This is a genomic window from Ewingella americana, assembly GCF_006438725.1.
GTDB classification, from domain to species: Bacteria; Pseudomonadota; Gammaproteobacteria; order Enterobacterales; family Enterobacteriaceae; genus Ewingella; species Ewingella americana_A.
Map to the genome: position 1 here is coordinate 73,519 of NZ_RCZD01000012.1, position 25,107 is coordinate 98,625.

General features: G+C 54.4%; 23 protein-coding genes. 9 read left to right on the top strand and 14 right to left on the bottom strand.

Annotated features, from left to right (window positions below):
• Positions 1 to 19 precede the first annotated feature (19 nt).
• The 3 genes from EAH77_RS19735 (at position 20) to glpQ (ending at position 3,404) form a co-directional block, all read left to right on the top strand.
• Positions 20 to 583 carry a DcrB family lipoprotein gene (locus EAH77_RS19735; protein WP_140474529.1) on the top strand — a complete coding sequence of 188 codons (564 nt, stop codon included), beginning with the start codon at positions 20 to 22 and terminating at the stop codon, positions 581 to 583.
• 380 nt (positions 584 to 963) lie between these two features.
• The gene (glpT, locus tag EAH77_RS19740) at positions 964 to 2,316 is read left to right on the top strand and encodes a glycerol-3-phosphate transporter (RefSeq protein ID WP_140474530.1); all 1,353 of its coding nucleotides are present in this window, start codon (positions 964 to 966) and stop codon (positions 2,314 to 2,316) included.
• Between the two features lie 2 nt (positions 2,317 to 2,318).
• Positions 2,319 to 3,404 (top strand): glycerophosphodiester phosphodiesterase, encoded by a 1,086-nt coding sequence (gene glpQ, locus EAH77_RS19745; RefSeq protein WP_140474531.1) that lies wholly within the window; start codon positions 2,319 to 2,321, stop codon positions 3,402 to 3,404.
• Between the two features lie 83 nt (positions 3,405 to 3,487).
• Here the strand turns inward: glpQ and yigL are convergent, their stop codons facing one another.
• Entirely contained in the window at positions 3,488 to 4,297 is an 810-nt protein-coding gene (gene yigL, locus EAH77_RS19750) for a sugar/pyridoxal phosphate phosphatase YigL (protein ID WP_140474532.1), read from the bottom strand.
• A gap of 51 nt (positions 4,298 to 4,348) precedes the next feature.
• Positions 4,349 to 5,338 (bottom strand): lysophospholipase L2, encoded by a 990-nt coding sequence (pldB, locus tag EAH77_RS19755; RefSeq protein ID WP_140474533.1) that lies wholly within the window; start codon positions 5,336 to 5,338, stop codon positions 4,349 to 4,351.
• A gap of 105 nt (positions 5,339 to 5,443) precedes the next feature.
• Here pldB and rhtB point away from each other — a divergent pair, with 105 nt between their 5' ends.
• Positions 5,444 to 6,064 (top strand): homoserine/homoserine lactone efflux protein, encoded by a 621-nt coding sequence (rhtB, locus tag EAH77_RS19760; protein ID WP_140474534.1) that lies wholly within the window; start codon positions 5,444 to 5,446, stop codon positions 6,062 to 6,064.
• A 133-nt stretch (positions 6,065 to 6,197) separates the two neighbouring features.
• On the opposite strand, the gene rhtC is transcribed toward rhtB, so the two are convergent.
• The 3 genes from rhtC to pldA form a co-directional block, all read right to left on the bottom strand.
• Positions 6,198 to 6,827 carry a threonine export protein RhtC gene (rhtC, locus tag EAH77_RS19765; RefSeq protein WP_140474535.1) on the bottom strand — a complete coding sequence of 210 codons (630 nt, stop codon included), beginning with the start codon at positions 6,825 to 6,827 and terminating at the stop codon, positions 6,198 to 6,200.
• Between the two features lie 38 nt (positions 6,828 to 6,865).
• Positions 6,866 to 8,710: an ATP-dependent DNA helicase RecQ gene (gene recQ, locus EAH77_RS19770; protein ID WP_140474536.1), complete on the bottom strand. Its 1,845-nt coding sequence runs from the start codon at positions 8,708 to 8,710 to the stop codon at positions 6,866 to 6,868.
• 191 nt (positions 8,711 to 8,901) lie between these two features.
• Entirely contained in the window at positions 8,902 to 9,780 is an 879-nt protein-coding gene (pldA, locus tag EAH77_RS19775; protein WP_140474537.1) for a phospholipase A, read from the bottom strand.
• 216 nt (positions 9,781 to 9,996) lie between these two features.
• Here pldA and EAH77_RS19780 point away from each other — a divergent pair, with 216 nt between their 5' ends.
• Both EAH77_RS19780 and rarD read left to right on the top strand, forming a co-directional pair.
• The gene (locus tag EAH77_RS19780) at positions 9,997 to 10,479 is read left to right on the top strand and encodes a thioesterase family protein (RefSeq protein ID WP_140474538.1); all 483 of its coding nucleotides are present in this window, start codon (positions 9,997 to 9,999) and stop codon (positions 10,477 to 10,479) included.
• A gap of 88 nt (positions 10,480 to 10,567) precedes the next feature.
• Entirely contained in the window at positions 10,568 to 11,458 is an 891-nt protein-coding gene (gene rarD / locus EAH77_RS19785) for an EamA family transporter RarD (RefSeq protein WP_140474539.1), read from the top strand.
• On the opposite strand, the gene EAH77_RS19790 is transcribed toward rarD, so the two are convergent.
• Positions 11,447 to 12,514, bottom strand: a complete 1,068-nt coding sequence (locus EAH77_RS19790) for an AbrB family transcriptional regulator (RefSeq protein ID WP_431306783.1) — start codon at positions 12,512 to 12,514, stop codon at positions 11,447 to 11,449. The genes rarD and EAH77_RS19790 overlap by 12 nt on opposite strands.
• Before the next feature lie 125 nt (positions 12,515 to 12,639).
• Complete coding sequence (corA, locus tag EAH77_RS19795; protein ID WP_140474540.1) at positions 12,640 to 13,596, bottom strand: magnesium/cobalt transporter CorA; 957 nt, start codon at positions 13,594 to 13,596, stop codon at positions 12,640 to 12,642.
• A gap of 432 nt (positions 13,597 to 14,028) precedes the next feature.
• Here corA and EAH77_RS19800 point away from each other — a divergent pair, with 432 nt between their 5' ends.
• Positions 14,029 to 14,502, top strand: coding sequence for a WbuC family cupin fold metalloprotein (locus EAH77_RS19800; protein WP_140474541.1), 474 nt, complete (start codon positions 14,029 to 14,031; stop codon positions 14,500 to 14,502).
• 128 nt (positions 14,503 to 14,630) lie between these two features.
• Here EAH77_RS19800 and uvrD read toward each other — a convergent pair whose 3' ends face one another.
• The 7 genes from uvrD to EAH77_RS19835 all read right to left on the bottom strand — a co-directional run bounded on the left by uvrD (position 14,631) and on the right by EAH77_RS19835 (position 23,130).
• On the bottom strand, positions 14,631 to 16,793 hold the full coding sequence (gene uvrD / locus EAH77_RS19805) for a DNA helicase II (protein ID WP_140474542.1): 2,163 nt from the start codon (positions 16,791 to 16,793) through the stop codon (positions 14,631 to 14,633).
• 202 nt (positions 16,794 to 16,995) lie between these two features.
• Positions 16,996 to 17,712 carry a 5-amino-6-(5-phospho-D-ribitylamino)uracil phosphatase YigB gene (yigB, locus tag EAH77_RS19810; RefSeq protein WP_140474543.1) on the bottom strand — a complete coding sequence of 239 codons (717 nt, stop codon included), beginning with the start codon at positions 17,710 to 17,712 and terminating at the stop codon, positions 16,996 to 16,998.
• The gene (gene xerC / locus EAH77_RS19815) at positions 17,712 to 18,623 is read right to left on the bottom strand and encodes a tyrosine recombinase XerC (protein ID WP_140474544.1); all 912 of its coding nucleotides are present in this window, start codon (positions 18,621 to 18,623) and stop codon (positions 17,712 to 17,714) included. Before xerC ends, yigB begins: the two co-directional genes overlap by 1 nt.
• On the bottom strand, positions 18,620 to 19,330 hold the full coding sequence (locus tag EAH77_RS19820; RefSeq protein WP_140474545.1) for a DUF484 domain-containing protein: 711 nt from the start codon (positions 19,328 to 19,330) through the stop codon (positions 18,620 to 18,622). The genes xerC and EAH77_RS19820 overlap by 4 nt, the downstream gene beginning before the upstream one ends.
• Positions 19,327 to 20,151, bottom strand: coding sequence for a diaminopimelate epimerase (gene dapF / locus EAH77_RS19825; RefSeq protein ID WP_140474546.1), 825 nt, complete (start codon positions 20,149 to 20,151; stop codon positions 19,327 to 19,329). Before dapF ends, EAH77_RS19820 begins: the two co-directional genes overlap by 4 nt.
• A gap of 102 nt (positions 20,152 to 20,253) precedes the next feature.
• Positions 20,254 to 20,457, bottom strand: a complete 204-nt coding sequence (gene lptM, locus EAH77_RS19830; protein WP_140474547.1) for an LPS translocon maturation chaperone LptM — start codon at positions 20,455 to 20,457, stop codon at positions 20,254 to 20,256.
• A gap of 123 nt (positions 20,458 to 20,580) precedes the next feature.
• Positions 20,581 to 23,130: a class I adenylate cyclase gene (locus tag EAH77_RS19835; RefSeq protein WP_140474548.1), complete on the bottom strand. Its 2,550-nt coding sequence runs from the start codon at positions 23,128 to 23,130 to the stop codon at positions 20,581 to 20,583.
• Between the two features lie 296 nt (positions 23,131 to 23,426).
• Here EAH77_RS19835 and hemC point away from each other — a divergent pair, with 296 nt between their 5' ends.
• Together hemC and hemD are read left to right on the top strand one after the other, a co-directional pair.
• Positions 23,427 to 24,368, top strand: a complete 942-nt coding sequence (gene hemC, locus EAH77_RS19840; RefSeq protein WP_140474549.1) for a hydroxymethylbilane synthase — start codon at positions 23,427 to 23,429, stop codon at positions 24,366 to 24,368.
• Positions 24,365 to 25,105 carry a uroporphyrinogen-III synthase gene (gene hemD / locus EAH77_RS19845; protein WP_140474550.1) on the top strand — a complete coding sequence of 247 codons (741 nt, stop codon included), beginning with the start codon at positions 24,365 to 24,367 and terminating at the stop codon, positions 25,103 to 25,105. Before hemC ends, hemD begins: the two co-directional genes overlap by 4 nt.
• Positions 25,106 to 25,107: the final 2 nt, after the last annotated feature.

Consider the following 25,107-nt stretch of genomic DNA (forward strand, 5'->3'; position numbering starts at 1 on the left):
TAAAATCAAAGGAAGAACTATGCGTAACTTAGTGAAATTTGCAGGCATGACCATACTGATCATCGGTCTGGCAGCATGTGATGGTAAAACCACTGACAAAGCGGCGGCGGATAAAGGCGCACCGGCGGCCTCTGCGACGTCAACCGTGCCAGTCAGTCTGCTTGACGGTAAAGTGACCTTCTCTCTGCCGCAGGGCATGAGTGACCAGAGCGGCAAGCTGGGCAGCCAGGCCAACAATATGCACGTTTACGCCGACAGTACCGGCCAGAAAGCGGTGATTGTGATCCTGAGTGACAACACCGCTGAGTCGCTGGACGTTCTGACAGCCCGCCTGCAAGATCAACAAAAAGCCCGCGATACCAATCTGCAAGTCGTGACCAATAAGTCGATTCAGGTCAATGGCCAGACACTGCAACAGTATGACAGTGTGATCTCTTCTGCCGGTCAGAAGGCCTATTCGTCTATCGTGCTGGGCAAAGTGGACAACCACTTGTTGACCCTGCAAATCACCCTGCCGGCTGACAACCAGCAGCAGGCGCAAACCGATGCAGAAGCGATCATTAGCACCCTGAAAGTTCAGTGATCATTCTCATCTAAGCACGATGAAAGCGGGGCATGCCCCGCTTTTTCATGTCTGATATCCCCTGAAATATTAAAACATCACTTTCCTTATGGACTTATTCGCTCATAAACGAATAATTTCGCACCAGTGCGCTGAAATAGGGCAATAAAAAGCCAAAAGTGTGATCACGGGCAGCTAAAGTCCGCATTTTCATATGTCCAATTGTTACCCAATGTCGCAAAATCCGCCTCCAGATTCATAAAACTGTAACAATTATGTCATCTATCACAATTCGCTTATGCGCATGTGATTAGCATGGCGCTCGTTATGGAACATTTCGATTTGATTTTATTGTCAGCCACTCAGCATGAGTGAACTGACCAATGCCATTGGAGGCGTTAATGCTCAGTATCTTTAAGCCCGCAGCCCATCAGGCCCCCGTGGCAGATAGCCATGTTGACCCCTTGTACCGCCGCCTGCGCTGGCAGATCTTCATGGGGATCTTCTTCGGTTATGCTGCTTACTATCTGGTGCGTAAAAACTTTGCACTGGCCATGCCCTACCTGATCGATCAGGGCTTCTCCCGTGGTGACCTCGGTTTTGCCCTTTCCGGGATCTCCATTGCTTACGGTATCTCCAAATTCATCATGGGGTCGGTCTCTGACCGCTCTAACCCACGCGTGTTTTTACCTGTCGGCCTGATTCTGGCCGCCGCTGTGATGCTGTTTATGGGGTTTGTGCCCTGGGCAACGTCCAGCATTGCCATCATGTTTGTACTGCTGTTTCTGTGCGGATGGTTCCAGGGAATGGGCTGGCCGCCGTGTGGACGTACCATGGTTCACTGGTGGTCGCAGAAAGAACGCGGCAGCATTGTGTCGGTGTGGAACTGCGCCCATAACGTCGGCGGCGGTATTCCTCCGCTGCTGTTCCTGCTGGGTATGGCGTGGTTTAACGACTGGCACGCGGCGCTGTATATGCCCGCTTTCGGTGCGATTGCGCTGGCCGTTTTTGCATTCATCACCATGCGAGATACCCCGCAGTCCTGCGGTTTGCCGCCGATTGAAGAGTACAAAAACGACTATCCGCCAGACTACGTGAAAGAGTCCGCCGAGCAGGAACTGACGGCGAAACAGATCTTCATGCAGTACATCCTGCCGAACAAACTGCTGTGGTACATCGCCATCGCCAACGTGTTCGTCTACCTGCTGCGCTATGGCATCCTCGACTGGTCACCGACCTACCTGAAAGAAGTGAAACACTTCGCGCTGGATAAATCCTCGTGGGCCTACTTCCTGTATGAATATGCCGGGATCCCGGGCACGCTGCTGTGCGGCTGGATGTCGGACAAAGTGTTCAAAGGTAACCGTGGCGCCACCGGTGTGTTCTTCATGGTACTGGTGACTATCGCCACCGTGGTGTACTGGCTGAATCCGGTGGGTAATCCGGGCATTGATATGGCCTGTATGATCACCATCGGCTTCCTGATTTACGGCCCGGTGATGTTGATTGGTCTGCACGCGTTGGAGCTGGCCCCGAAGAAAGCGGCAGGGACGGCAGCAGGCTTTACCGGTCTGTTCGGCTACCTCGGTGGCTCGGTCGCGGCAAGTGCTATCGTCGGCTATACCGTTGACTACTTCGGCTGGGACGGCGGCTTTATCGTGATGATCGGTGGCTGTGTGCTGGCGGTGATGTTGCTGGTGATGGTCATGCTGAGTGAAAACAAACACAAAGCCCAACTGGCTAAAGGAGCATAAGGATGCGCAAGGTATTAGGGAATGTATTGAAAAGTAGTCTGCTGGCAGGGCTGATTGCCGCCTCATGCTACGCCAGTGCTGCCGAGCCGGTGGTTATCGCCCATCGCGGTGCCAGCGGTTACCTGCCGGAACACACCCTGCCCGCCAAAGCCATGGCTTACGCGCAGGGTGCCAATTTCCTCGAGCAGGATCTGGTGATGACCAAGGACGACCAGTTGGTCGTTCTGCATGACCACTATCTGGACCGCGTGACCGACGTGGCACAGCGCTTCCCGGACCGGGCGCGTAAAGATGGGCGTTATTACGCCATCGATTTCACGCTGCCTGAGATCAAGTCGCTGAAGTTCACCGAAGGTTTTAATATCAAAGACGGTAAGCAGGTGCAGACCTATCCGGGACGTTTCCCGATGGGTAAATCTGATTTCCGTGTGCACACCTTCCAGGAAGAGATCGAGTTTGTGCAGGGGCTGAATCATTCGACGGGTAAAGACGTCGGGATTTATACCGAGATCAAAGCACCGTGGTTCCACCGTCAGGAAGGCAAAGACATTTCTGCCAAAGTGCTGGAGGTACTCAAGGAGTACGGATACACCCGCAAAAGCAGCAACGTCTATGTCCAGTGCTTCGACCCGAATGAGCTTAAGCGCATCAAAAATGAGCTGGAGCCGAAGATGGGCATCGACCTGAAACTGGTTCAGTTGATCGCCTACACCAAGTGGGACGAAACCCAGGAGCAGAAAGACGGCAAGTGGGTGAACTACAACTATGACTGGATGTTCAAGCCGGGCGCGATGAAACAGATTGCGCAGTACGCTGACGGCATCGGGCCGGATTACCATATGCTGATTGAAGCGGACTCTACGGTCAATAACATCAAACTGACGCCGATGACGGCGGAGGCGCACGCCAGCAAGCTGGTGGTGCATCCGTTTACCGTTCGCGCAGACGATTTGCCGAAGTACGTCACCAATGTGAATTCGCTGTATCAAATTCTCTATCAGCAGGCGCACGTTGACGGTCTGTTCACTGACTTCCCGGACAAAGCGGTGAGTTATTTAGAGCACCAGCAAACGCAGCCTCAGAAGTAAGTTTTTCTCAGGATGCGACGCCATAAAAAGCGGGCAAGGTTTTCACCCTGCCCGTTTTTTTTATCATTCAACACAGCGGAAAATTAAGCCGGTTCGGAGAGATACATTTTGCGCAGATAATGCGGCACTGCGTCGTCAGCATTCGAACCAATAATTTCGGCATCCGGCATTGCCGCTTTCAGACGCGGCAGAGAGCCGCTCATCAGGCAGCCTTTACCGGCCATGGTCAGCATTTCCAAATCATTTAGACCGTCGCCAAAGGCGATGCAATCTTTCAACGAATATCCCATCAGTTTAGAGACGTGCTCAAGAGCGTGGCCTTTCGACACGCCACCGGCCATCACTTCCAGACAGGTTGGCAGCGAGAAGCTGACGTTAACGCGATCGCCCCAGCGGGCGTTGATCGCATCTTCCAGCGGGATCAGTTCTTCATGGCTTTCGCAGGTGAAATAGACTTTACAGATGCCATCGGTTTCCAGCAGACCCGGTTCGTACAGTTTGTATTTGAAGACGGATTCGCGGAAGAACTGGTCCTGATCGTCACGATCGCGGTTCATATACCAGTCATCATTGCGATAGACGTTAGTCAGAATGTTCGGGTTGTTGTGCATGATACCGAACAGGTCACGGGCGATGTCTTCGTCGACATTATGCGAAAAGATCAGCTCGCCTTCGGTGTTATGCACCCGTGCGCCGTTGGAGGTGATCATAAATGCGCTGATTTCCAGGTTGTCACGGATCTGCGCCACATCAATGTGATGGCGGCCGGTGGCGAACACAAAGTGCACGCCGCGCTGAGTCAGCATCTTCAGCGTCTCTTTGGCGTAGGGGCTCAGGGTATGGTCGGGTGACAGCAGGGTGCCATCTAAATCGGAAGCAACAACATGATACATAGCGGTAGGTTCTAACCTCTGATGGAGTTATGCGCGGCAGTTCGCCGCGAGTTAATGCCGCGCAAAAAAGCGCATGATGGCATCGAGCGCCTGTGCCCTCAGGTCGTCCCGTTCAAACAGGATCTCATGGCGCGCGCCTTCAATGACCATTGGCTTCTCCCCTTCACAAGGGTGTCCGGCAACGGCCATCGCCTGACAAAAAGCAAGGTGTGACCGGTTATCAACGACCCGGTCTTCACTTGCCTGTAATAATAGCAGGGGTGTGGTGATCTTTTCGGCTTGTTGCAGGATATGCATACCTGCCTCAATGCTTTCCCGCACCCAGTGGTAGGTCGGTCCGCCAACCTGTAGCTCGGGGTAATCGGCATAAAAACGCAGGTTGCGGCGATAGCGTTCACGGCTGTGCGTCAGACGGTTAACCACAAACGGCAGTGGGCGCCAGTGGCCGGTTCCCAGGGCATATCCGTCGCGGCGCAGCGGGTGATTTTCCGCCCAGTTGAGTATTCGCCGTGAGATCCAGCCGGGCATCGGTAAATAGATGCCGGTCATTGGCGCGCAAAAGGCTGCCGCGTCAAACGTCTGTGGGTATTTCGCCAGGAACAGGGCGGCAATCGCGCCTCCCATCGAATGGGCCAGGACATATTTCTTATTGTAATGACGCGGGGTGATCTCCCGTTCATACAGCCGGTGAAAATCTTCAACGTAATCATCGAAGTGCTGCACATGTCCACGGTGCGGGTCATCGAGCATACGCCCGGAGCGCCCCTGCCCGCGATGGTCAACAATGACGACGTCATACCCGCTGTGAAATAAGTCATAAGCCAGTTCCGGGTATTTTACGTAGCTTTCGATACGCCCCGGTGACACCACAATGACACTGTCGTGCTCAAAAGCGCTAAAGCGGACGTAATGAATCGGCACGTCGTCCACGCCAGCAAATTGCCCTTCTTCCCGTTGACGCCAAAAATCCAGCAAGGGACCGGTTGCAAAAGCAGAAAACTCTTTCTCACGTGTTAACCACTTTGCAAAATTCGATGACATGGAAGGGTTCCGAAACCGTGTTACAGGAAGGTGAAGTAAGTTATTTGTGAGCCCATAAACAATAGCGTATTGTGCCATAAAATGGTGTATTCAGGGAGTCGCTCGATGACGTTAGACTGGTGGTTAACCTATCTGCTCACAACTTCGATTTTAAGTCTTTCCCCGGGGTCCGGCGCTATCAATACCATGAGCGTAGGCATCAGCCATGGTTATCGCGGTGCCGTCGCATCCATTGCGGGTTTGCAGCTCGGGCTGGCGATCCACATCGTCCTGGTCGGCATCGGTCTCGGCGCACTGGTGTCGCAATCGCTGATGGCCTTCGAAGTGCTGAAATGGCTCGGGGCCGCATACTTGATCTGGCTAGGTATCTGCCAGTGGCGCGCCGCCGGAGCCATCGATCTGAATGCGCTGGCCAGCAGTATGCCACGCCGGCGGCTGTTCAAACGCGCAATTCTGGTCAATCTCACCAACCCGAAAAGTATTGTGTTTTTAGCCGCGCTGTTCCCGCAGTTTATCATCCCGCACCAGCCACAAACGGCACAGTACGTGGTACTTGGTGTCACCACCGTGATGGTCGATATTATCGTGATGATAGGTTATGCGACACTGGCGACGCGCATTGCCGGTTGGGTCAAAGCGCCGAAACAGATGAAACTGCTGAACCGCATTTTCGGCTCGCTGTTTATGCTGGTCGGGGTGTTGCTGGCGAGTGCGAGGAAAGTTTGATTTAGCGACAACTCAGGCACAGTGCGCGCAGCCAGTTTGGCTGCGGCCAGCGCGGAGACACCGGAATGGACACGTAGTCCATGAGGATGTCGAGCACTGCCCGCAGCTAAAATGGTAAGTGGCACGAAGCCTGTTAACGATTCACAATTAACGCGATACCAAAACCAGCAAACACCACGCCCGCTACGCCATCAATCCATTTCGCCAAACGCTGGTAACCACGACGCATTGCCGGCAACGCAAAGACCATCGCCACCACCGAGAACCAGACAAAAGTTTCCGCTACGATCAAAATAAACAGGCCCCCGCGCTCCCCGCCACTGACATTGTCACCGACAAATAATGAGAACACGCTGCCGAAGTAAATCACCGCTTTCGGGTTGGAAAGGTTGGTCAGAAGACCGCGCATAAAAGTGCGGCCACGGGCAGGCAGATCGACGGGGCTTTCCACTTCATCGGTATCACCAGCCAATTTTTTGGCCCGCGCTGATTTCAGCAATTGCCAGCCCATCCAGCATAGATACAGGCCACCGCCGACGGTAATAATCTGGTGCAGCCAGGCCATTTTTTGCAAAATCAGATGTAATCCCATCAGCGCCACTGCCGCCCAGACTGCCACGCCCAGCGTAATGCCCACCACACCCATCATCGCGTCTTTGCGCGAACGGCTGGCCGCCGTTTGCGAGACAAAGAAAAAGTCAGGACCCGGGCTTACCAGCGCGATCATATGCATCAAGGCAACAGTCAGAAATAGAATCAGCATGAGTGTGTATCTCTCTGTTTATCTTTGGGAATAGGCGCTTATTCGTCGCCGTTATCAATATGGTCACGGATCATCGCCATAAACGGACGACCAAACTTCTCGAGCTTACGCTGGCCAACGCCGGTGATATCCAACAAATCGCTTGGACTGATCGGCAAATGTTCGGCCATTTCCAGCAGCGTGGTGTCGTTAAATACCACGTATGGCGGCACGTTGTTGTCATCTGCCAATGATTTACGCAGCTTACGCAGTTTGGCAAACAGTTTGCGATCGTAGTTGCCGCCGTAGGTTTTCTGACTGGCGCTGCTTTTGATCTTCAGCGTCTGAATTCGCGGCACCGCCAGCTGCAAAGGAATTTCGCCGCGCAGTACCGGACGCGCGGCTTCAGTCAGTTGCAGCGCCGAGTGCATGGCGATGTTCTGCATGATCATCCCGAGGTGGATCAGTTGGCGCACCACGCTGGTCCAATGTTCATTGCTTTGCTCTTTACCGATGCCATAAACAGACAGCTTGTCGTGCCCGTATTCGCGGATGCGCTGGTTATTCGAGCCGCGCAGCACTTCCACCACGTAACCTAAACCAAAGCGTTGCCCAACCCGCGCCACCACCGACAGCGCTTTCTGCGCATCAAGCAGGCCGTCGTAGCGTTTTGGCGGATCAAGACAGACGTCGCAGTTACCACAGGCGTTCTGTTTGCCTTCGCCAAAATAGTTGAGCAGCACCAGACGGCGACAGGTTTGCGCTTCGGCAAAGGCATTCATCGCATTGAGTTTATGCCGCTCGACATCCTGTTGAGCGCCCGCGGGTTTCTCTTCCAGACAACGGCGCAGCCAGGCCATGTCGGCCGGATCGTAGAGCAGCACCGCTTCAGCAGGCAGGCCATCACGCCCGGCACGCCCGGTTTCCTGATAGTAAGATTCGATGGTGCGCGGAATATCAAAATGCACCACGAAGCGCACGTTGGGCTTGTTGATACCCATCCCGAACGCCACGGTGGCGACCACAATTTGCAGATCGTCGCGCTGGAAACCTTCCTGCACGCGGGCGCGGGTGTCGTTATCCAGACCAGCGTGATAGGCGCCAACGCTCAGCCCACGGCTTTGCAGCCTGGCGGCGGTGTCTTCGACTTTGGCCCGGCTGTTACAGTAAATAATGCCGCTTTTGCCACGTTGGTCCTGCACGAAGCGAATCAACTGGTCGAGGGGTTTAAACTTCTCCACCAGCGTGTAACGGATATTCGGACGGTCGAAACTGCTGACCTGAATCAGCGGATCGTTAAGCTCCAGCAGACGGACAATGTCGTTGCGGGTGGCTTCGTCGGCGGTGGCGGTCAGGGCAATCACCGGCAGCTGCGGGTAACGCAGTTTTAACTGGCCGAGTGCGCGATATTCAGGGCGGAAATCGTGGCCCCATTGGGAAATACAGTGGGCTTCATCAACGGCCAGCATGGCCGGATTCCACTGTTGCAGCTGTTCGAGGAAATCGCCCAGCATCAGGCGTTCCGGCGCGATATACAGCATCTTGATGCGGCCCGTGCGGCAACCGGCCATCACGTCCTGCTGTTGTTCGCGGGTTTGGGTCGAATTCAGGCAGCCGGCTTCAACGCCCGCCGCCATCAGTTGGTCTACCTGATCTTTCATCAGGGAGATCAACGGTGACACCACCAGCGTCAGGCCGTCCATCACCAATGCAGGGATTTGATAGCACAGCGACTTACCGCCGCCGGTCGGCATCACTACCAGACAATCCCGGCCAGAAAGGGCCGTATTGATGATCGTTTGCTGACCCGGTCTGAATTGCTGATAGCCGAAGGTATCGCGTAATACCTGATGAGCCAGCTCTTCTTTATTTATCACTGCATTTATCACTGCCGCCGTAGACACTCAATTCCCCAACTGTTCAAACCGCCCGGCGACCTGAAAAGGCCACCGGGGCTGCCATATATCATATACCCTAAATAATTCGAGCTGCGGGAAGGCGGCAAACGAAAGAATCCCGATGAGCTTACTCAAGTAAGTGATTCGGGTGATTGAGCGCGGCCAACGCACCTGCAACTTGAACTATGACGGGTATATTACATAATGTCGTTGAGCATGATACCAACACCCACGCGAGTCTGCTTGTAGTTGTAGTCAATCAATGACTCACCATAACCGCTGAACACCTTGGTGTAGAAACGCATATGTTTGGTGATCGGGTAGCTGACGCCAACGTCCGCGCCGCCGTAACCGGTATTCCAGTTGTAGCGGCTTTCAACGCTTATCACGCTTTCTCCCAATGCATAACCCACTTTCAGACGGTAGTAGCCCATATATTTGGTGATGTCCGGGTTATCGTCATTTTTGTCGCTTTCGGGAATGCGGTACCAGGGTTTGAGATCCACCTGCCAGTTACCGTTTTGCGCCATAAAGCGCGCATAGACCCGGTTCCAGCTACGGGACGTCGGGTCTGAACGGCCATTCGAATCATGGTTGAAACCGTATTCGGCCTCACGCAGTGTCCAGCCAAAGACGTTGTAGTCCGTCGCCCAGGCAATAAACAGTTGAGGCTCATAGTTGGTCTCGCGAAATGGCGAAGATTCAGCACGGTTCGACAACTGCCAGAAGGCCTTCTGGGTGTAAGACGCGCCGATCAACGAGTTGTCACCCGCAATACCGCGCCAGATAGGGAAGCCCAGGCTTAACTGGAATTCGACCTCATCATGCCGCGCATTATCTGACCAGTTATAGGATTGAATGGCTTTTTTGTTTACGCCGCTGGTATCGGTGTAAAGCAAATAGTTAGTGTCATAGGGATATAAGGTAAACGGGTTGTCATGCTCCTGCAGCAGGTTGGCAATCACGCTACCGCGCACGCTAGGCTGATCATGCACTTCTTGAATTGTTGCTTCTGCCGCATAGCTCAGTGCTGGCATTACCAGTAAGGTTGCCCCAACAGCCCAGTTGTTACGCATTATTCCTCCACCAAAAGTCATTGCCGTCAGAGCGGCTGGATTATATTTATCAATCAAACGTTGTTAAGAACCCAGAAAAGTAGGCCATTTTACACACAAAATGCACGCTGACTGAGTATTGATTAGATTTATCATTTGCACTCTGGAAATCAATTCCCCCACGGCCTAAAATCTACATTCTGTTAACATGTAGGCCCGCACTTCAGGAATTCTTTCATGTCTGCCACATCCATGAGCCACGATGCCGCCCGCCAGTTAATTGGCGATATTTTCGTTTACGATATGCCGTTTAACCGCGAGCTGGGTCTTGAGCTCAAACAACTCGACGTTGACCTCGCCGAACTGACCTTTACGCATCAAAACCGCCTGGTCGGCAATGCCGCACAGAAAATTCTGCATGGCGGGGTGATTGCCGCCGTGCTGGACGTCGCCGCTGGTCTGGTGTGCGTCACCAGTTCGTTAATCCGCCGCGATAAGCCCGACCATCCGCTGCTGGAGGCCGAAATGCGCCAGCGTCTGGCAAAAATGGGCACCATTGATTTGCGCGTTGATTACCTGCGCCCTGGCCGTGGTGACGTTTTTACCGCCAGCGCCCACCTCATCCGCGCCGGCAATAAGGTGTCGGTGGCCAGGGTGGATTTGCACAACGAAAGCGGGGTACATATCGCTACCGCCACAGCCACGTATATGGTGGGTTGATGAGGTTGCACTAAACCCATTACAAAGCAAAACACCGGTGGCAAGTATCGGGTAAACTCGCCCTCTTCTTCTGATATCAGGCATGAACATGGACGCACAACGCACACGGCAGGGCATTATTTTTGCCTTCGTTGCCTATCTTATCTGGGGCATCGCTCCGGTCTATTTTAAGTTGATTAAACAGGTCCCAGCGGACGAGATCCTCACTCACAGGGTGATCTGGTCGTTCTTCTTTATGCTGGTATTGCTGTCAGTCAGCCGCAGCTGGGGGAACGTGCGTCAGGTGCTGAAAGTGCCGAAGAAAGTGGCCCTGTTGTTGTTGACGGCGGTGATCATCGGCGGGAACTGGCTGCTGTATATCTGGGCTATCAACAACAATCATCTGCTGGAAGCCAGCCTGGGTTATTTCATCAACCCGCTGGTTAACGTGCTGTTAGGGATGATGTTTTTAGGCGAACGTTTTCGCCGGATGCAATGGGTCGCCGTGGTGCTGGCGTTTATCGGCGTCAGCTATCAAGTGTGGGTATATGGCTCCGTGCCAATGATTGCCCTCGGTCTGTCGCTGAGTTTTGCGCTGTATGGGTTATTGCGTAAACGCATCGGCGTCGAGGCCCAGACCGGCATGTTGATTGAAACGTTGTGGTTGTTGCCGGTGGCAGCTATTTATCTGTTTTTCATCGCCGACACCGCGACCAGTCACTTACCGGCGAATCCCTGGTCACTCAACCTCATGCTGATGGCTGCCGGTATTATTACTACCATTCCGCTGCTGTTTTTCACCGCTGCCGCCACGCGCCTGAAGCTGTCGACGCTGGGCTTCTTCCAGTATCTGGGGCCGACGCTGATGTTTATTCTGGCTGTCGCGGTTTACGGTGAGTCCGTCACGACGTCGCAGTTGGTGACCTTCGGCTTTATCTGGGCCGGGCTGTTCTGCTTTGTCGCTGATGCGCTTTACACCCAGCGCCGCTTACGGCGTTGAGGACGACGGTCTGGCACTGCGCGAAATAAACCTCGCCATGGCCGGACCGGTCACAATGATGGTCAGCAGACGCAGCGTCTGCATGGCCATCACAAACCCTAAATTCACATCACTGCCTGCCGCGATGATCGCCACGGTATCCAGCCCGCCGGGACTGGTCGCCAGATAAGCTGTCAGCATGTCCACATGCAGCACTTTCGTCAGCACCCACGCCATTCCCCCACAAATCAGCATCAGCCCGATGATCGACGCGATCATTTGCGGCAGGGTTCTTAACGCGAGTTTAAAAATAGGCCGGGTAAAGCGCAGCCCGACGCTCCAGCCAATCAGCGTATACGCCATTGCCAGCAGCCATTCCGGTACTTGCAACGTCATGGTGCCGGTCGAATGCAGCGCCGCACCGACCACCGCAGGCAGCAACAATGCACCGGAAGGTATTCGCAATAACGGCCCAAGCCAGACGCCTGCCAGCGCCAACAACAAGGTGGCGGCGAAACGCCAGTCAACCGGCGGGAACCAAATCACCGCCGCCGCCGCCGATGCGCTATCCCCGAGGCTCATGCGGGCGACAAACGCCGCTGCTGTTGCCACAAACAGCACTCGCAGATATTGCATGAAGGCCACCAGACGCACATCAGCGCCGAAATCTCCGGCCATCGCCACCATCGCACTGGCACCGCCGGGAGATGAACCCCATGCGCCCGTCGGCCCCGGCAGGCTGCTGAATTTCACCAGCAACCAACCTGACAGACCACTTGCCAGCAGGGTGGCAATCAGTACCAGTAACACCATCGGCCAGTCATTGAGCAGGGGCGGCAATATGGAGGGCGACAAGCTTTGGGCGATCATGCACCCCAAAATACCCTGGGCAATTTTGAAGAAGACCGGTGCGATGCGCACCGTGGCACCGAGCAATCCCATCAGGACGCCGACGATCATCGGCCCCAGCAGCAAGGCAGCCGGTACATGAAAGGCCTGAAAGAAGAAACCGAGGATCAGCGACGCGATAACCAGCAATGACCACTGGCCCCAGGGAGCAATCCTTTCCATCAACATGATTTAATTCTGCATTAGCGTAAGCGGAGGCACATTTCTAACACAGTTCGAACCGTGGAGGGAAATCTGGCAAAGGAAACAGGAAGGAAGAAACCTGCCAGCATCGGGGCTGACAGGTTGAATGCTTAAAGCCAGTTTTTACGCTTGAAGTACAGATAAGGAGCCAGACCGGCCAGGATCATCAGGCCTATCGCTGCCGGGTAACCAAAGGTCAGCTCCAGTTCCGGCATAAACTTGAAGTTCATGCCGTAGCTTGATGCCACCAGCGTTGGCGGCAGGAACACCACGGAAACCACCGAGAAGATCTTGATGATGCGGTTCTGTTCGATGTTGATAAAACCCATCGCCGCCTGCATCAGGAAGTTGACCTTCTGGAACAGCGATTCGTTATGCGGCAACAGCGATTCGATATCGCGCAGGACTTCACGCGCCTGTTCCAGTTGGCTGCCCGGTAAACGCGCCTTGCGCACCAGGAAGTTGAGCGCACGCTGGGTATCCATCAGACACAAACGCACTTTCCAGCCCACGTCTTCCAGCTCCGCCAGCGTGGACAACGCGGCGTCATATTCATCACCCTGCTGACCTTCCATGATCACGCGGCTGAGTTTTTCCAGATCGCTGTAGATATTTTCGATTTCATCCGCCAGCTGTTCGATCTTAGTTTCGAACAAATCCAGCAGCAGTTCATAGGCATTACCGTCCACCAGCGTCTGGTTTCTGGCACGCATACGGTAGAGCCGAAATGCCGGCAGTTCGCGCTCACGCAGCGTATACAGGCGGCCTTCGCGGATAGTAAATGCCACGGTGCTGTTGCCCGCGTGGTCTTCCGCATCTTCATAATAGAAAAAGGAGTGAATGTGCAGGCCGTCTTCGTCTTCGAAGAAACGGGCCGACGCTTCGATATCGTCCAGCTCCGGGCGGGTTGCCAGGCTCTGACCTAACTCACATTGAACACGCTCACGTTCCTGTTCATCTGGCTCAATCAAGTCGACCCACAACGACGTTTTCAGGTCGTCAGAATCGGCTTCGTCCAGCTCCAAACGGGATAAGCGGCTGTTATCTAATTTAAAAGCACTCAGCATGTGCCCGTTCTCCCTATGGTGACAGGTATGGACAACGCGTTGAAGCACAGGAAAACACAGGGTGAGAAGGTGTCACCGGCGTGTTTCAGACCAAATTCAGATCCGACTCACAGCGACAGTACGGAAGTCGCTGACAACCACTAAGGCTATCAGCAAAGAGGATAGCCTTAGAAGTGGTACCTGAAGAACAGGTTATCGAGCCAGTATCTACTGGGTGTGTCCAAGGCGAAGGTCCTCAAAGATAATAGTGCGCGCATGTTACGCCGAGAAGAAAAACAGTGTCAACTACGAACAAAAGTAATCCCGCAACATTTATGCATAATTTTCAGGCTATCACGATAACCTGCACGGGCTTATATGCCACAGGATTTTTGGCTACACTCAACGGCCTCGATTCTGCCCTTTTCCGGCACGTGCTGCACAGGAACTCCGATGATTAAACAGATTAACCAAGACATGATGTGCGAACTGATCACAAAAGCGGCCAACTCGCCCCGCCTGCGTCAGAACCTGAATATCCACCCGGCGCCGGAAGATGACGTGCAGCGTCTGGCCATCGCCATGGAGCCGGGCACTTACGTGCGAGTGCATCGCCATCCGCACACCTGGGAGATGCTCACCGCGCTGCGCGGACGTTTTCTGGTGCTGATTTATGACGCCGAGGGGAAAGTTACCGACCGCCTGTGGCTCGGCGCGGAGACACGTCTGCTGGAGATCCCTGCCAACACCTGGCACAGCGTGCTGTCGCTGGACGAAGGCGGCGTGATTTTCGAAGTGAAACGCGGCGCTTACCAACCGGTCACTGAAGAAGATTACCTGCCGGGCTCAGCACCCGAAGGCGACGAACGCGTGAAAGCAACGCTGGAATGGTATGCGAAGGCCGATGTGGGGGATGTTTTCCAGTAAAAATATTAAAGGTTAAGCGTCAGCGGCGCAGCGAGGTTGAGTCCAGACAGCGCGGAGACACCGGAATGGACACGTAGTCCATGAGGATGTCGAGCACTGCCTGGGCTCAAGATCGCCAGTAAGCTAGCTTATACAGCTTCCAAGCGGGCGTATGCGGCAACCAGCCATTTAATGCCTTCGCCGGGGAAGGCCACTTGCAGGCGGCTGTGTTCGCCGCTGCCTTCCATATTCACGATGGTACCTTCGCCGAATTTCGGGTGTACCACGCGCTGGCCGAGCGTGAACCCGGTATCGCTGGTACTTACCGGTGTGCCCATGCGTTTATGGCTGACCGGACGCGAGACGCTGGCGCGCAGGCGAACTTCTTCGACGCAGTTCTCCGGTAACTCACCGACAAAGCGTGAAGGCTTGTGGTAAACCTCTTTGCCGTACAGGCGGCGGGTTTCCGCGTAGGTCAGCGTCAGTTTTTGCATGGCTCGCGTCACGCCAACGTAGGCCAGACGGCGCTCCTCTTCCAGACGTCCGCCTTCATCAAGCGACATCTGACTCGGGAACATCCCCTCTTCCATACCAACGATAAATACCTGCGGGAACTCCAGCCCTTTGGCCGAGTGCAGCGTCATCAGTTGCGCGGCATCCTGATTGGCATCCGCCTGCCCTTCGCCCGCTTCCAGCGCGGCATGGGACAGGAAGGCCTGTAGCGGCATCAGGTCCTGATCTTCGTCCTGATAGCTGAACTGACGGGTGGCCGTCACCAGTTCCTCAAGGTTTTCGATACGCGCCTGGCCTTTCTCGCCTTTTTCCTGCTCATACATCATGAACAGGCCGGAGTCTTTGATCACCCGGTCGGTCTGCACGTGCAGAGACATATCGGCAGTTTCATGCGCCAGGGCGTCCACCAGTTCACAGAAACGCTGCAACGAAGACGCTGCACGGCCCGCCAGTACTTTGTCTTGCAACAGCGCACGCGTGGCCTGCCACATAGTCATCTGCCGGTCACGGGCTGTCTGGCGCACCACATCCAGGGTGCGATCACCAATGCCGCGCACCGGCGTATTCACCACGCGCTCAAAAGCGGCATCGTCATTGCGGTTGGCCATCAGGCGCAAATACGCCAGTGCGTCTTTGATTTCCTGGCGCTCGAAGAAGCGCTGCCCGCCATAAATGCGGTACGGCATCGCCATCTGTAATAACGCCTCTTCCAGCACACGCGATTGGGCGTTGCTACGATAGAGGATCGCGCAGTCTTTCAGCGCCCCGCCATTGTCCTGCCAGGCTCTAATGCGGTTGACCACAAAGCGCGATTCGTCGAGTTCATTGAACGCGCAATAGAGCGAAATCGGTTCGCCTTCGACACCTTCGGTCCACAGGTTTTTCCCCATGCGCCCGCTGTTATTGGCGATCAGCGCATTGGCGGCGGTCAGAATGGTGCTGGTCGAGCGGTAGTTTTGCTCCAGGCGGATGGTGTGGGCATTGGGGAAATCTTTCAGGAAGCGCTGAATGTTTTCGACCTGTGCTCCGCGCCAGCCATAGATTGACTGGTCATCGTCGCCGACGATCATCACGTTGTTGTTGTTGCCCGCCAGCATACGGATCCACGCGTACTGAATGCTGTTGGTGTCCTGGAACTCGTCCACCATCAGGTTGGTAAAACGTTCGCGGTAATGTTGCAGGATATGCGGTTTATTCAGCCACAGTTCATGAGCGCGCAGCAGCAGCTCGGCGAAATCCACCAGCCCGGCGCGGTCGCAGGCTTCCTGATAGGCCTGATAGATGCGCAGCCAGGTGGCTTCCACCGGATTGTTATAGGTTTCAACATGCTGCGGACGCAAACCTTCATCTTTTTTGCCGTTGATGTACCACATCGCCTGACGCGGCGGCCACTGTTTATCGTCGATATTCAGTGCTTTAACGATGCGTTTGAGCAGACGCAGCTGGTCGTCACTGTCGAGAATTTGGAAGTCCTGCGGCAGGTTGGCATCAAGGTGGTGGGCGCGCAGCAGACGGTGCGCCAGACCGTGGAAAGTGCCGATCCACATGCCGCCCTGACTGGTACCAATCAGATGGTCAATACGGTGGCGCATTTCCGCTGCGGCTTTGTTGGTGAAGGTCACTGCCATGATGGAGTACGGCGAGCAGTTTTCTACCGACAAAAGCCAGGCAATGCGGTGGACCAGGACGCGGGTTTTGCCACTGCCTGCTCCCGCCAACACCAACAGATTGCTGCGCGGCGCGGCCACGGCTTCACGTTGTTTTTCATTCAGGCTGTCGAGCAGGTCAGAAACGTCCATAGGCACCGTGGGTCTGGAAGAGAAAAGCCCCCGGAGGACGCTTTTCTACTGTGAATGAATACCCAAAATCATTCGAGTTGCAGTAAGGCGGCAAACGAATGAATCCCGATGAGCTGACACTTGTCAGTGATTCGGGTGAGTAAGTGCAGCCAACGCGACTGCAGCTTGAAGGATGACGGGTATATACTGAGAACGATGGGAATTATAGCAATGCTGTCAGCGATGCCAACTGCGAAATCTCAATGTGGGGTAACAGGCGGGCATCTTTGATGTGCATCAGGTTGCCTTCACGCAGGTTTATCCAGCATGACTGCATGCCGCACGCCACCGAACCGGCCACGTCAGTGGTGAGGTCATCGCCCACGTGCAGGATCTGTTCCAACGGTAAATCCAGTTTCAGCGCGGCCTTTTTATACATATCAGAATAGGGCTTGGCGCGGCCATGCGGGCCTGCTCTCAATGTGAACTGGAAATACTGCGACAAACCACAGGCATGGGGATCTGCATTGCCGTTGGTGATCGCCACTAGCGGCCAGCGTTCAGCCAATGCAGCCAGCGCCTCATGGTTTTCCTCAGGCACATAAATTTTGCTGCGCCAGTAGGCGAAGTTTTCCATCGCAGCTTTCGCGCCCTGTTTAGCATCGCCGTCACTCAGGCCCGCACGGGTCATCGCCAGCAATACGGCCTGCCGACGCCATTCGGTGACGTCGTGGTAAATCTCAGCGTCCTGCGCCAGTAATTCTGCGCGCATAAGACGGATCCTGTCCGCAGCCATGTCCGCCAGCGCCGGGTGGAACTCCTGAATAAATTTCAGCGTCTGGGCATCGGTGTGACGGATAACTTCATAGTTGTCATACAGCGTGTCGTCTAAATCGAAGGTGATCGCTTCAATGCGTTTCAGCGGTCGATAGAACTTCATCAGGATTTTCCTCGTTTAGCCCGTGGATGCGCGGCATCGTACACCGACGCCAAATGTTGAAAATCTAAACTGGTGTAAATTTGCGTGGTGGACAGGCTTGAGTGGCCTAACAGCTCCTGCACCCCGCGAAGATCGCCGCTCGATTCCAGTACGTGGGTAGCGAAAGAGTGGCGCAGTTTATGCGGATGGATATGGCTGTTGACGCCTTGTTTGACGCCCCATTCGGCAAAGCGCTTCTGCACATTGCGGGCGGAGATTCGGTTTCCCTGACTGGATAAAAACATCGCATCATCTTTAGGGCCAAACTCTTTACGGCAGACCAGCCATTTTTCCAGCCAGGTTACGGCGGTGCGGCCCAGAGGCAGGCGACGCTCTTTGCTGCCCTTACCCAATACCCAGACTTCACCTTCGGCCAGATCCACATGTTTGATATCAATACCGACCAGTTCTGACAGACGCAAACCTGCGCCGTACATCACCTCCAGCATGGCGCGGTCACGGACGGCAAGCGGGTCGCTGGGATCGATATCCAACAGTTTGTCGACTTCATCAACATCAAGATTTTTTGGCAGATGCTTGTTCATCCGCGGTGTGGAGATCCCCTTCGCGGGGTTCACCTCGAGCAGGCCCTGGCTGACTTGCCAGTCAAGGAAACTGCGCAATGCGGACATACGTAAAGCAAGACTGGTTTCACCTTGCCCGGCGCGTTTACTTTTTGACAGTAACATCCGCACTTTTGGGGCATCCAGCTGATCCCAGGAGGTAATACCGATATCACCAGCCATGCCGATAATGACGTCGAGCTGGCGCGCATAGCTGCTGGAGGTCAGCGGGCTGAGCTGGCGCTCAATGCGCAAGTAACGTAAAAATGCCTCGACCACAGGATTCAGGGGCGAGTCAGTGTGGCTCATGCCCGTTCTATCCAGCGTTCCAGCAAACCAGGCAGCATTTTCGCCAACTGGTTGAGCATGACGGTCCCCATTCCCGGCTGATAATGTTGCGCATCGCGGCTGCTGAAAATCAGCATGCCCAACTCTCTGTTTTCGCCCATCATCGACAGCGCAACCGAACCGACGGCTTTGGCCTGTGGCAGTACCAGCAACAATTCGGGGCCGTTTAGGCTACCAAGGAAGTGGTGGGTGTCGCCGAGACGCTGAATGCGCAGTGACTCAAACGCGCTGCGACTGAGCGCCAGATGAGTAAAGTCCGACGGCGCACCGATGCGCCAGCTTTCGCTGAAAAGGCGGACGTTCGCGCCCGCCAGCCCAAGACCGCGCGCCCAGCGTTGCAGTCGGTTTAGCATATCCTGCAGGCTGCTGGCGGCGGCCAGCGTGGCCTGTAATTCGATTAAACGTCCGAACAGGCCTTCATTGACTGACGCCTGCTCCATCAACAGCGTGATCTCTTCTTCCAACTGGCCAATCTGGTGGCGCTGGCGGCCTAACTGCCATTCCACCAGCGAAATGCTGCCTTTCACCGGGTGCGGTACGTGCATTTGTTCAACGCTGCGCGCATTGCGAATAAAAAAGTCCGGGTTTTGCAGCAGATACTGCATCACGCTGTCGTCGTCGAGCACGAGGGCAACGGCGGCATCCAGTTGGTCATCAAGATTGTTCATAAATGAATAAATCCATCATATACGTGGGTGGCAGGGCCGGTCATATACAGCGGATGACCCGGTCCTTTCCAGCGAATCTCGAGGCTGCCTCCCGACAGTTCCACCTGAACGTCTTCATCCAATAACCCCTGTTGGATACCCACCGCGACCGCAGCACAGGCGCCGCTTCCGCAGGCCTGGGTTTCACCCGCGCCACGTTCGTAGACGCGCAGCTTAACCGTTTCACGATCAACGACCTGCATGAAACCGACATTGACGCGTTCAGGAAAACGCTCGTGGTTTTCAAGCATCGGACCCAACAGTTCGACGCTGGCGGTGGCAACATCTTCCACCTGTAAAACACAGTGTGGGTTACCCATCGAGACCACGCCGCAAAATACGGTGTGCTCTTCGGCACGCAGAATGTAGGTTTTTTCCTGCTTGGGCGCACGGAACGGGACTTGCTGCGGTTCGAAAATCGGTTCGCCCATATTGACCTGCACCAGTTCGTCCTCGGTGACGGTTAATATCATGCGGCCGGTTTGCGTACTAACGCGGATATCACGTTTATTGGTTAAGCCTTTAATACGGACAAAGCGGGCAAAGCAGCGTGCGCCGTTGCCACACTGCGCCACTTCACTGCCGTCAGCATTGAAAATACGGTAGTGAAAGTCGAGTTCAGGATCGTAAGGGGGTTCTACAACCAGCAACTGGTCAAAGCCTACACCACGATTACGGTCAGACAGACGGCGGATCAACTCGGGAGAGAAATAAACATTTTGGGTGACGGCATCGACGACCATAAAGTCGTTGCCCAGGCCGTGCATTTTGGAGAACTGCATATTTTGCTCCGCTTACCGCTGGTCAGATCCAGTCGCGATGATCCTTTACATTATTGTCTATTTCCACAGAAACCCTGCAGAAAACGCAATCTGGCCACTCAATTAACTTCTTGAATGGGTACCGAGCTTCTCGGGTGACACACCGTTTTGCTGAGATGAGCCATCACCTGGAACACCCTGTGTCTGGCCGTTTTTTTGTGTCGATGATTTGTCAGCCGGTGGGAAATAGAGCGGTCCTTTCAATCCACAACCAGAAAGCGTAAAGAGTACCGTTGCGGCCAAAGACCAGAGTAAAACGTTTTTCATTTTATGAATGCCTGTAATTCATGCCACCAAGCTCTCTATCATCGCAGGTGGATCATGAAAAGCAATAGGAATCGATAATCTCAGGCCGCGCTGTTTAGTGCATCCAGGGAGCGAAATCTCGGCTTAATGCAGTTGGAAACGCTTCGGCTCTTCTGCTGTACTATCAGGCGCGGTGACACATAAATGCGCCAGCGGATTATTGCGAAAAGGGATCACCTGAGTGCGGCCATCGAGCGACACAATCTGGTAGAACTGCGGCAGGTTGAAGTTAATGAAGCTTGAGCCGTAGGTAAACCGGTCGTGCGAGGAGGAGTAAAAACGGCTAACGTCGCGCACCAGATCTTCTTTACTGCCTTCGCAATGGTGATAAACCTCAACGCGGTTAGCTTCATCAAGGATATAGATGTTAAAACCGGCATCATCACTGCTGTCTTCGAAGAAGAACTGAATAATCCCTTCGCTGGCGTAACCGTCAATCACCGCCGGTAAATGCGCCTGATCGGTTTGTACTTTGACCGACAAACCGTGCAGTTTGTTGTTGGAGATAGCGCCATAGAATTCAATCGCATTTTCAAGCTTCTGCACCGAAACACTCAGGCGCTCAAAGAATAAGCCCCAGGTTTGCCCGGCGACGCGCACCGCTTTAAAGCGGCCCGGCTCAAGACGCTTGCTCGACAGACGCAGCTCAATACACTCCGACACCAACTGCTGAATGCGGGTACGGATCAGGCCGCGTAAGTGCTGGCTGTAGCAGAACACTTCTACCGACTCCGGCGGCGCGGCGTCCTGATGCATTTTGCCCAGAATAGTTTTCAGCGCTTCCAGTACCGCCTGCTCGCCGTTGAAATGCAGGGTTCGCACTTCATTCCACGAGTTGCGGTAGAGCAGATCAATGCTGCCCACCAGGCATTGCTGTTGCTGGCCGAAGCTAAACACGTCCAGTTTGCGGAAATCGAAATGCACCACCTGATTGCGGAACGCGGCGGTCGGGTCATATTCAAGGTTAACAATGATGGCCAGATGGCGAATTTCACACGGACTGTACAGCGCTTTTGGCGTTGGGGCCGCCAGACGCAGCGGGAAGTGATGTGAAACGTCCGCCACCAGTTCACGCAGCTTGGCGATGTCGCACAGGTTGCTGCTTTTAATATGCAACCGCGTGGTGGAGGTCAATAAACCATTGAAGTAGGCCCAGGCCACCAGCTTGTTCAGATAGCGGTTATATTCCAGTGGCTGATGGCTGACAATCGACTCCATCGACGGCGACCGGTTATACAGATACCAGCCGGTGCGGTTGGCGCGGCCAATCGGCACGTGAATAAAGGTTAAATCGCTTTCTGACAGGTCAGGCGAAATCTGCGGATTCACCAGCGTGACTTTACCCGGCAGCGCTTCAAAGGCGGCGTACAATTTACGGGTCAGCACGCCGATATCCTGCGGGCTGGCGCTGACGCTTAAATTGTTGCGACGGGCGAAGCGGATCAGATTGCGGTAACTCTGCATCATCGCATCAAGCAGTTCGTTATGTGCTTCACGCACACGCTCAATTTTCCAGTTGGCACGGTTATCCAGAATCACCAGTCGTTCTTCGTCCCAGCCCCATTCGCTGACCAATTGGCTGAGAATTTCACGACGCCAGCCCACGGAGGCACGGGCGCGGGAGAGCTTCTCACACACTTTCAGATAGAAGCAGCGGCGGACGAGATCAAGCCGGGTGAAGTCTTCTATTTGAGTCAGATAGCGGGTTACGCGATCGAGCATCATGCAGTAAGAGTCGAGGCCGAAGCAGACGATCTCACCCTGATGCAGACGCTTTTTGATGTCCATCGCCAGTAGCGACGTGTTTGGGTATTCCCACGAGTAGGCTTCGAGTAGCAGGGTTTTCAGCACCGCTTTGTACGGCGAATCAATGCTTTTATACAGTTGCCACAGGCTGGCACCGAAATACTCTTCAGCTGACAGCGTACTCAGCCCCCCGAGATCCAGCCACTCATTGGGCGTCAGTGCACCCTGCGCATAAAGCGACAGCACGTATTCGTCGTAATGCCCCTCTTCTTCGCCCGGCACCATATTCCACAGAATTCGTTTCCCGGCCAGACGCACGGCGGTACGGTAAAATTCATCGAGTAAGAGAATATGCTGCGTCGAACCGCAGTCTTCGCCGCCGAGGCTGCCGCTTTCATTATGACGGAAGCGGTTTTCGTCGATCAGGAAGAAGCTGACTTCCACGCCCAGCGACGCGGCCCATTTTTCCAACAGGCTGCATTTTTGCTGTAAACGGTTGCGTTCTTCGTTGTCGAGCCAGGACTGGTGGCATACCCAGATATCGAGATCCGAGGTGTGGCTCTGGCCTATAGATGAGGTGCTGCCCATAGAGTAGACACCGGTGATCGGCAATTCGCCTTTCACCATGGCTTCGACGGAGCTGCCCCATTTATCTTCGAGGTCGGAAAGGTAGGTCGTTTGGGTATCATCAGGCGTGAAAATACAGACGCCGTGTGGAACCTTACCGTCAAGGTATCCCGGCATCAGAGGGTGATGATGATGTAATAAAACTGGCAGAAGACTGTAGACCTGTTGGAAAGCCGGCCCCATGGCCGCTAAAGCGCGATCCACACGTAGCTGGTTTATCGCATCTAATCTCTGCTTCAGTGTCTCGATGTAGAGGTACAAGACTGTTCGCCTGATTTTACAGTGTCTAGAAAAAACCCCGTTCCAAAACCGTCATTTATCGTAAGAATGGAAATTAGTTGACGGATAAATGCTAGAAACGTGATCAATTTAACACCTTGCTGATTGACCGTAAAGGAAGTAACACACCACAATTATTCTTCCGCTACTTTACATTTTACGTCCTGATCCTGGATGTAACAAATTCCTTTTTTGCCCGTTCTCCTCGTTTGACGATGGCTGACGCCTCCCTCCGTCGGTGGTAGGATGGTCAGCGAATCAGTAAAACGGTAACAAGCATGTTAGACAAAATCGTTCGAATTGCCACCAGACAAAGCCCTTTGGCATTGTGGCAGGCACAATATGTTCAAACCCAATTAATGGCGTTTCATCCCGGCTTACAGGTCGAACTGGTGCCGATGGTGACGCGTGGCGATGTCATTTTGGACACGCCCCTGGCAAAAGTCGGCGGTAAGGGCTTGTTCGTTAAAGAACTTGAGCTGGCCATGCTGGATGGCCGGGCAGACATTGCCGTGCATTCGATGAAAGATGTGCCGGTTGAGTTTCCCGAAGGGTTGGGCCTGGTGACGATTTGTGAACGGGATGATCCGCGTGACGCCTTCGTTTCCAACCTTTTTGCCAATCTCGATACCCTGCCTGCAGGCAGCGTGGTCGGCACGTCCAGCCTGCGCCGTCAGTGTCAGCTACGCGAACAACGCCCTGATCTGGTGATCCGCGATTTGCGCGGTAACGTCGGCACACGTCTGGGTAAGCTCGACAACGGCGATTACGACGCCATTATTCTGGCCGTTGCCGGTCTGAAGCGTCTCAATCTGCAAGACCGTATCCGCGTGGCGCTGTCGCCGGAAGAGTGCCTGCCTGCGGTTGGCCAGGGTGCTGTCGGTATCGAATGTCGTCTTGACGATCACCACACCCGCGAATTGCTGGCTCCTCTCGCCCATCGTGAAACTACGCTGCGCGTGCTGGCAGAACGGGCGATGAATATGCGTCTTGAAGGTGGCTGTCAGGTGCCGATTGGCAGCTATGCTGAAATAGAGGGTGATCAAATTTGGTTGCGCGCATTGGTTGGCGCACCGGATGGTCGCCAGATGGTGCGCGGCGAACGTCGCGGCAACACCGCTGATGCAGAAAAGCTGGGCATTGAGTTGGCCGAAGAGTTGCTGGCCAACGGCGCACGTGAAATTCTGCATGAGGTTTACCAGGGAAACCCACCACGATGACCATATTGGTAACCCGTCCTTCTCCTTTCGGCGAGCAGCTTGTCAGCCGGTTGCGCACGCTTGGCCGGGTTGCCTATCATTCTCCGTTGATTGAATTTGCGCCAGGCGACGGACTCGCAAGCCTGCCGAACCTGCTATCCTCATTAAATCAGCAAGATCTGGTGTTTATACTGTCACAACACGCGGTGAAATATGCTGACCACGCCTTGCAGCAGTCACAGCAGCGCTGGGCTGGAAACGTGCATTATTATGCCATTGGCCGGACAACGGGTCTGTTGTTTCATCGCCTGAGTCGCCTTCCTGTTATTTATCCGCATGATGGTGAAACCAGTGAAACCTTATTACAACTGCCGGATTTACAAAATCTGGCAGGTAAGAAAGCGCTGATCCTGCGCGGCAATGGCGGCCGGGAACTGCTGGCCGAAACGCTTCGCGAACGCGGCGTTGAAGTCATTTATTGCGAATGCTACCAGCGCAGCCCGATTTTTTATGACGGCAGTGAGCAAAGCTCAAGCTGGCAGCGCGCAGGCATCACGACGCTGGTCGTCACCAGCGGCGAAATGTTACAACTGCTTCATACGTTAGTTCCTGAATACTACCGTGACACCTGGTTGCTGCGCTGTAGCCTGGTAGTGGTCAGTGAACGTTTAGCCACCCTCGCCCGCCAGTTGGGCTGGAGCGACATCCGTGTGGCTGAAAACGCAGATAATGATGCGCTGATCCGCGCATTAAAATAACC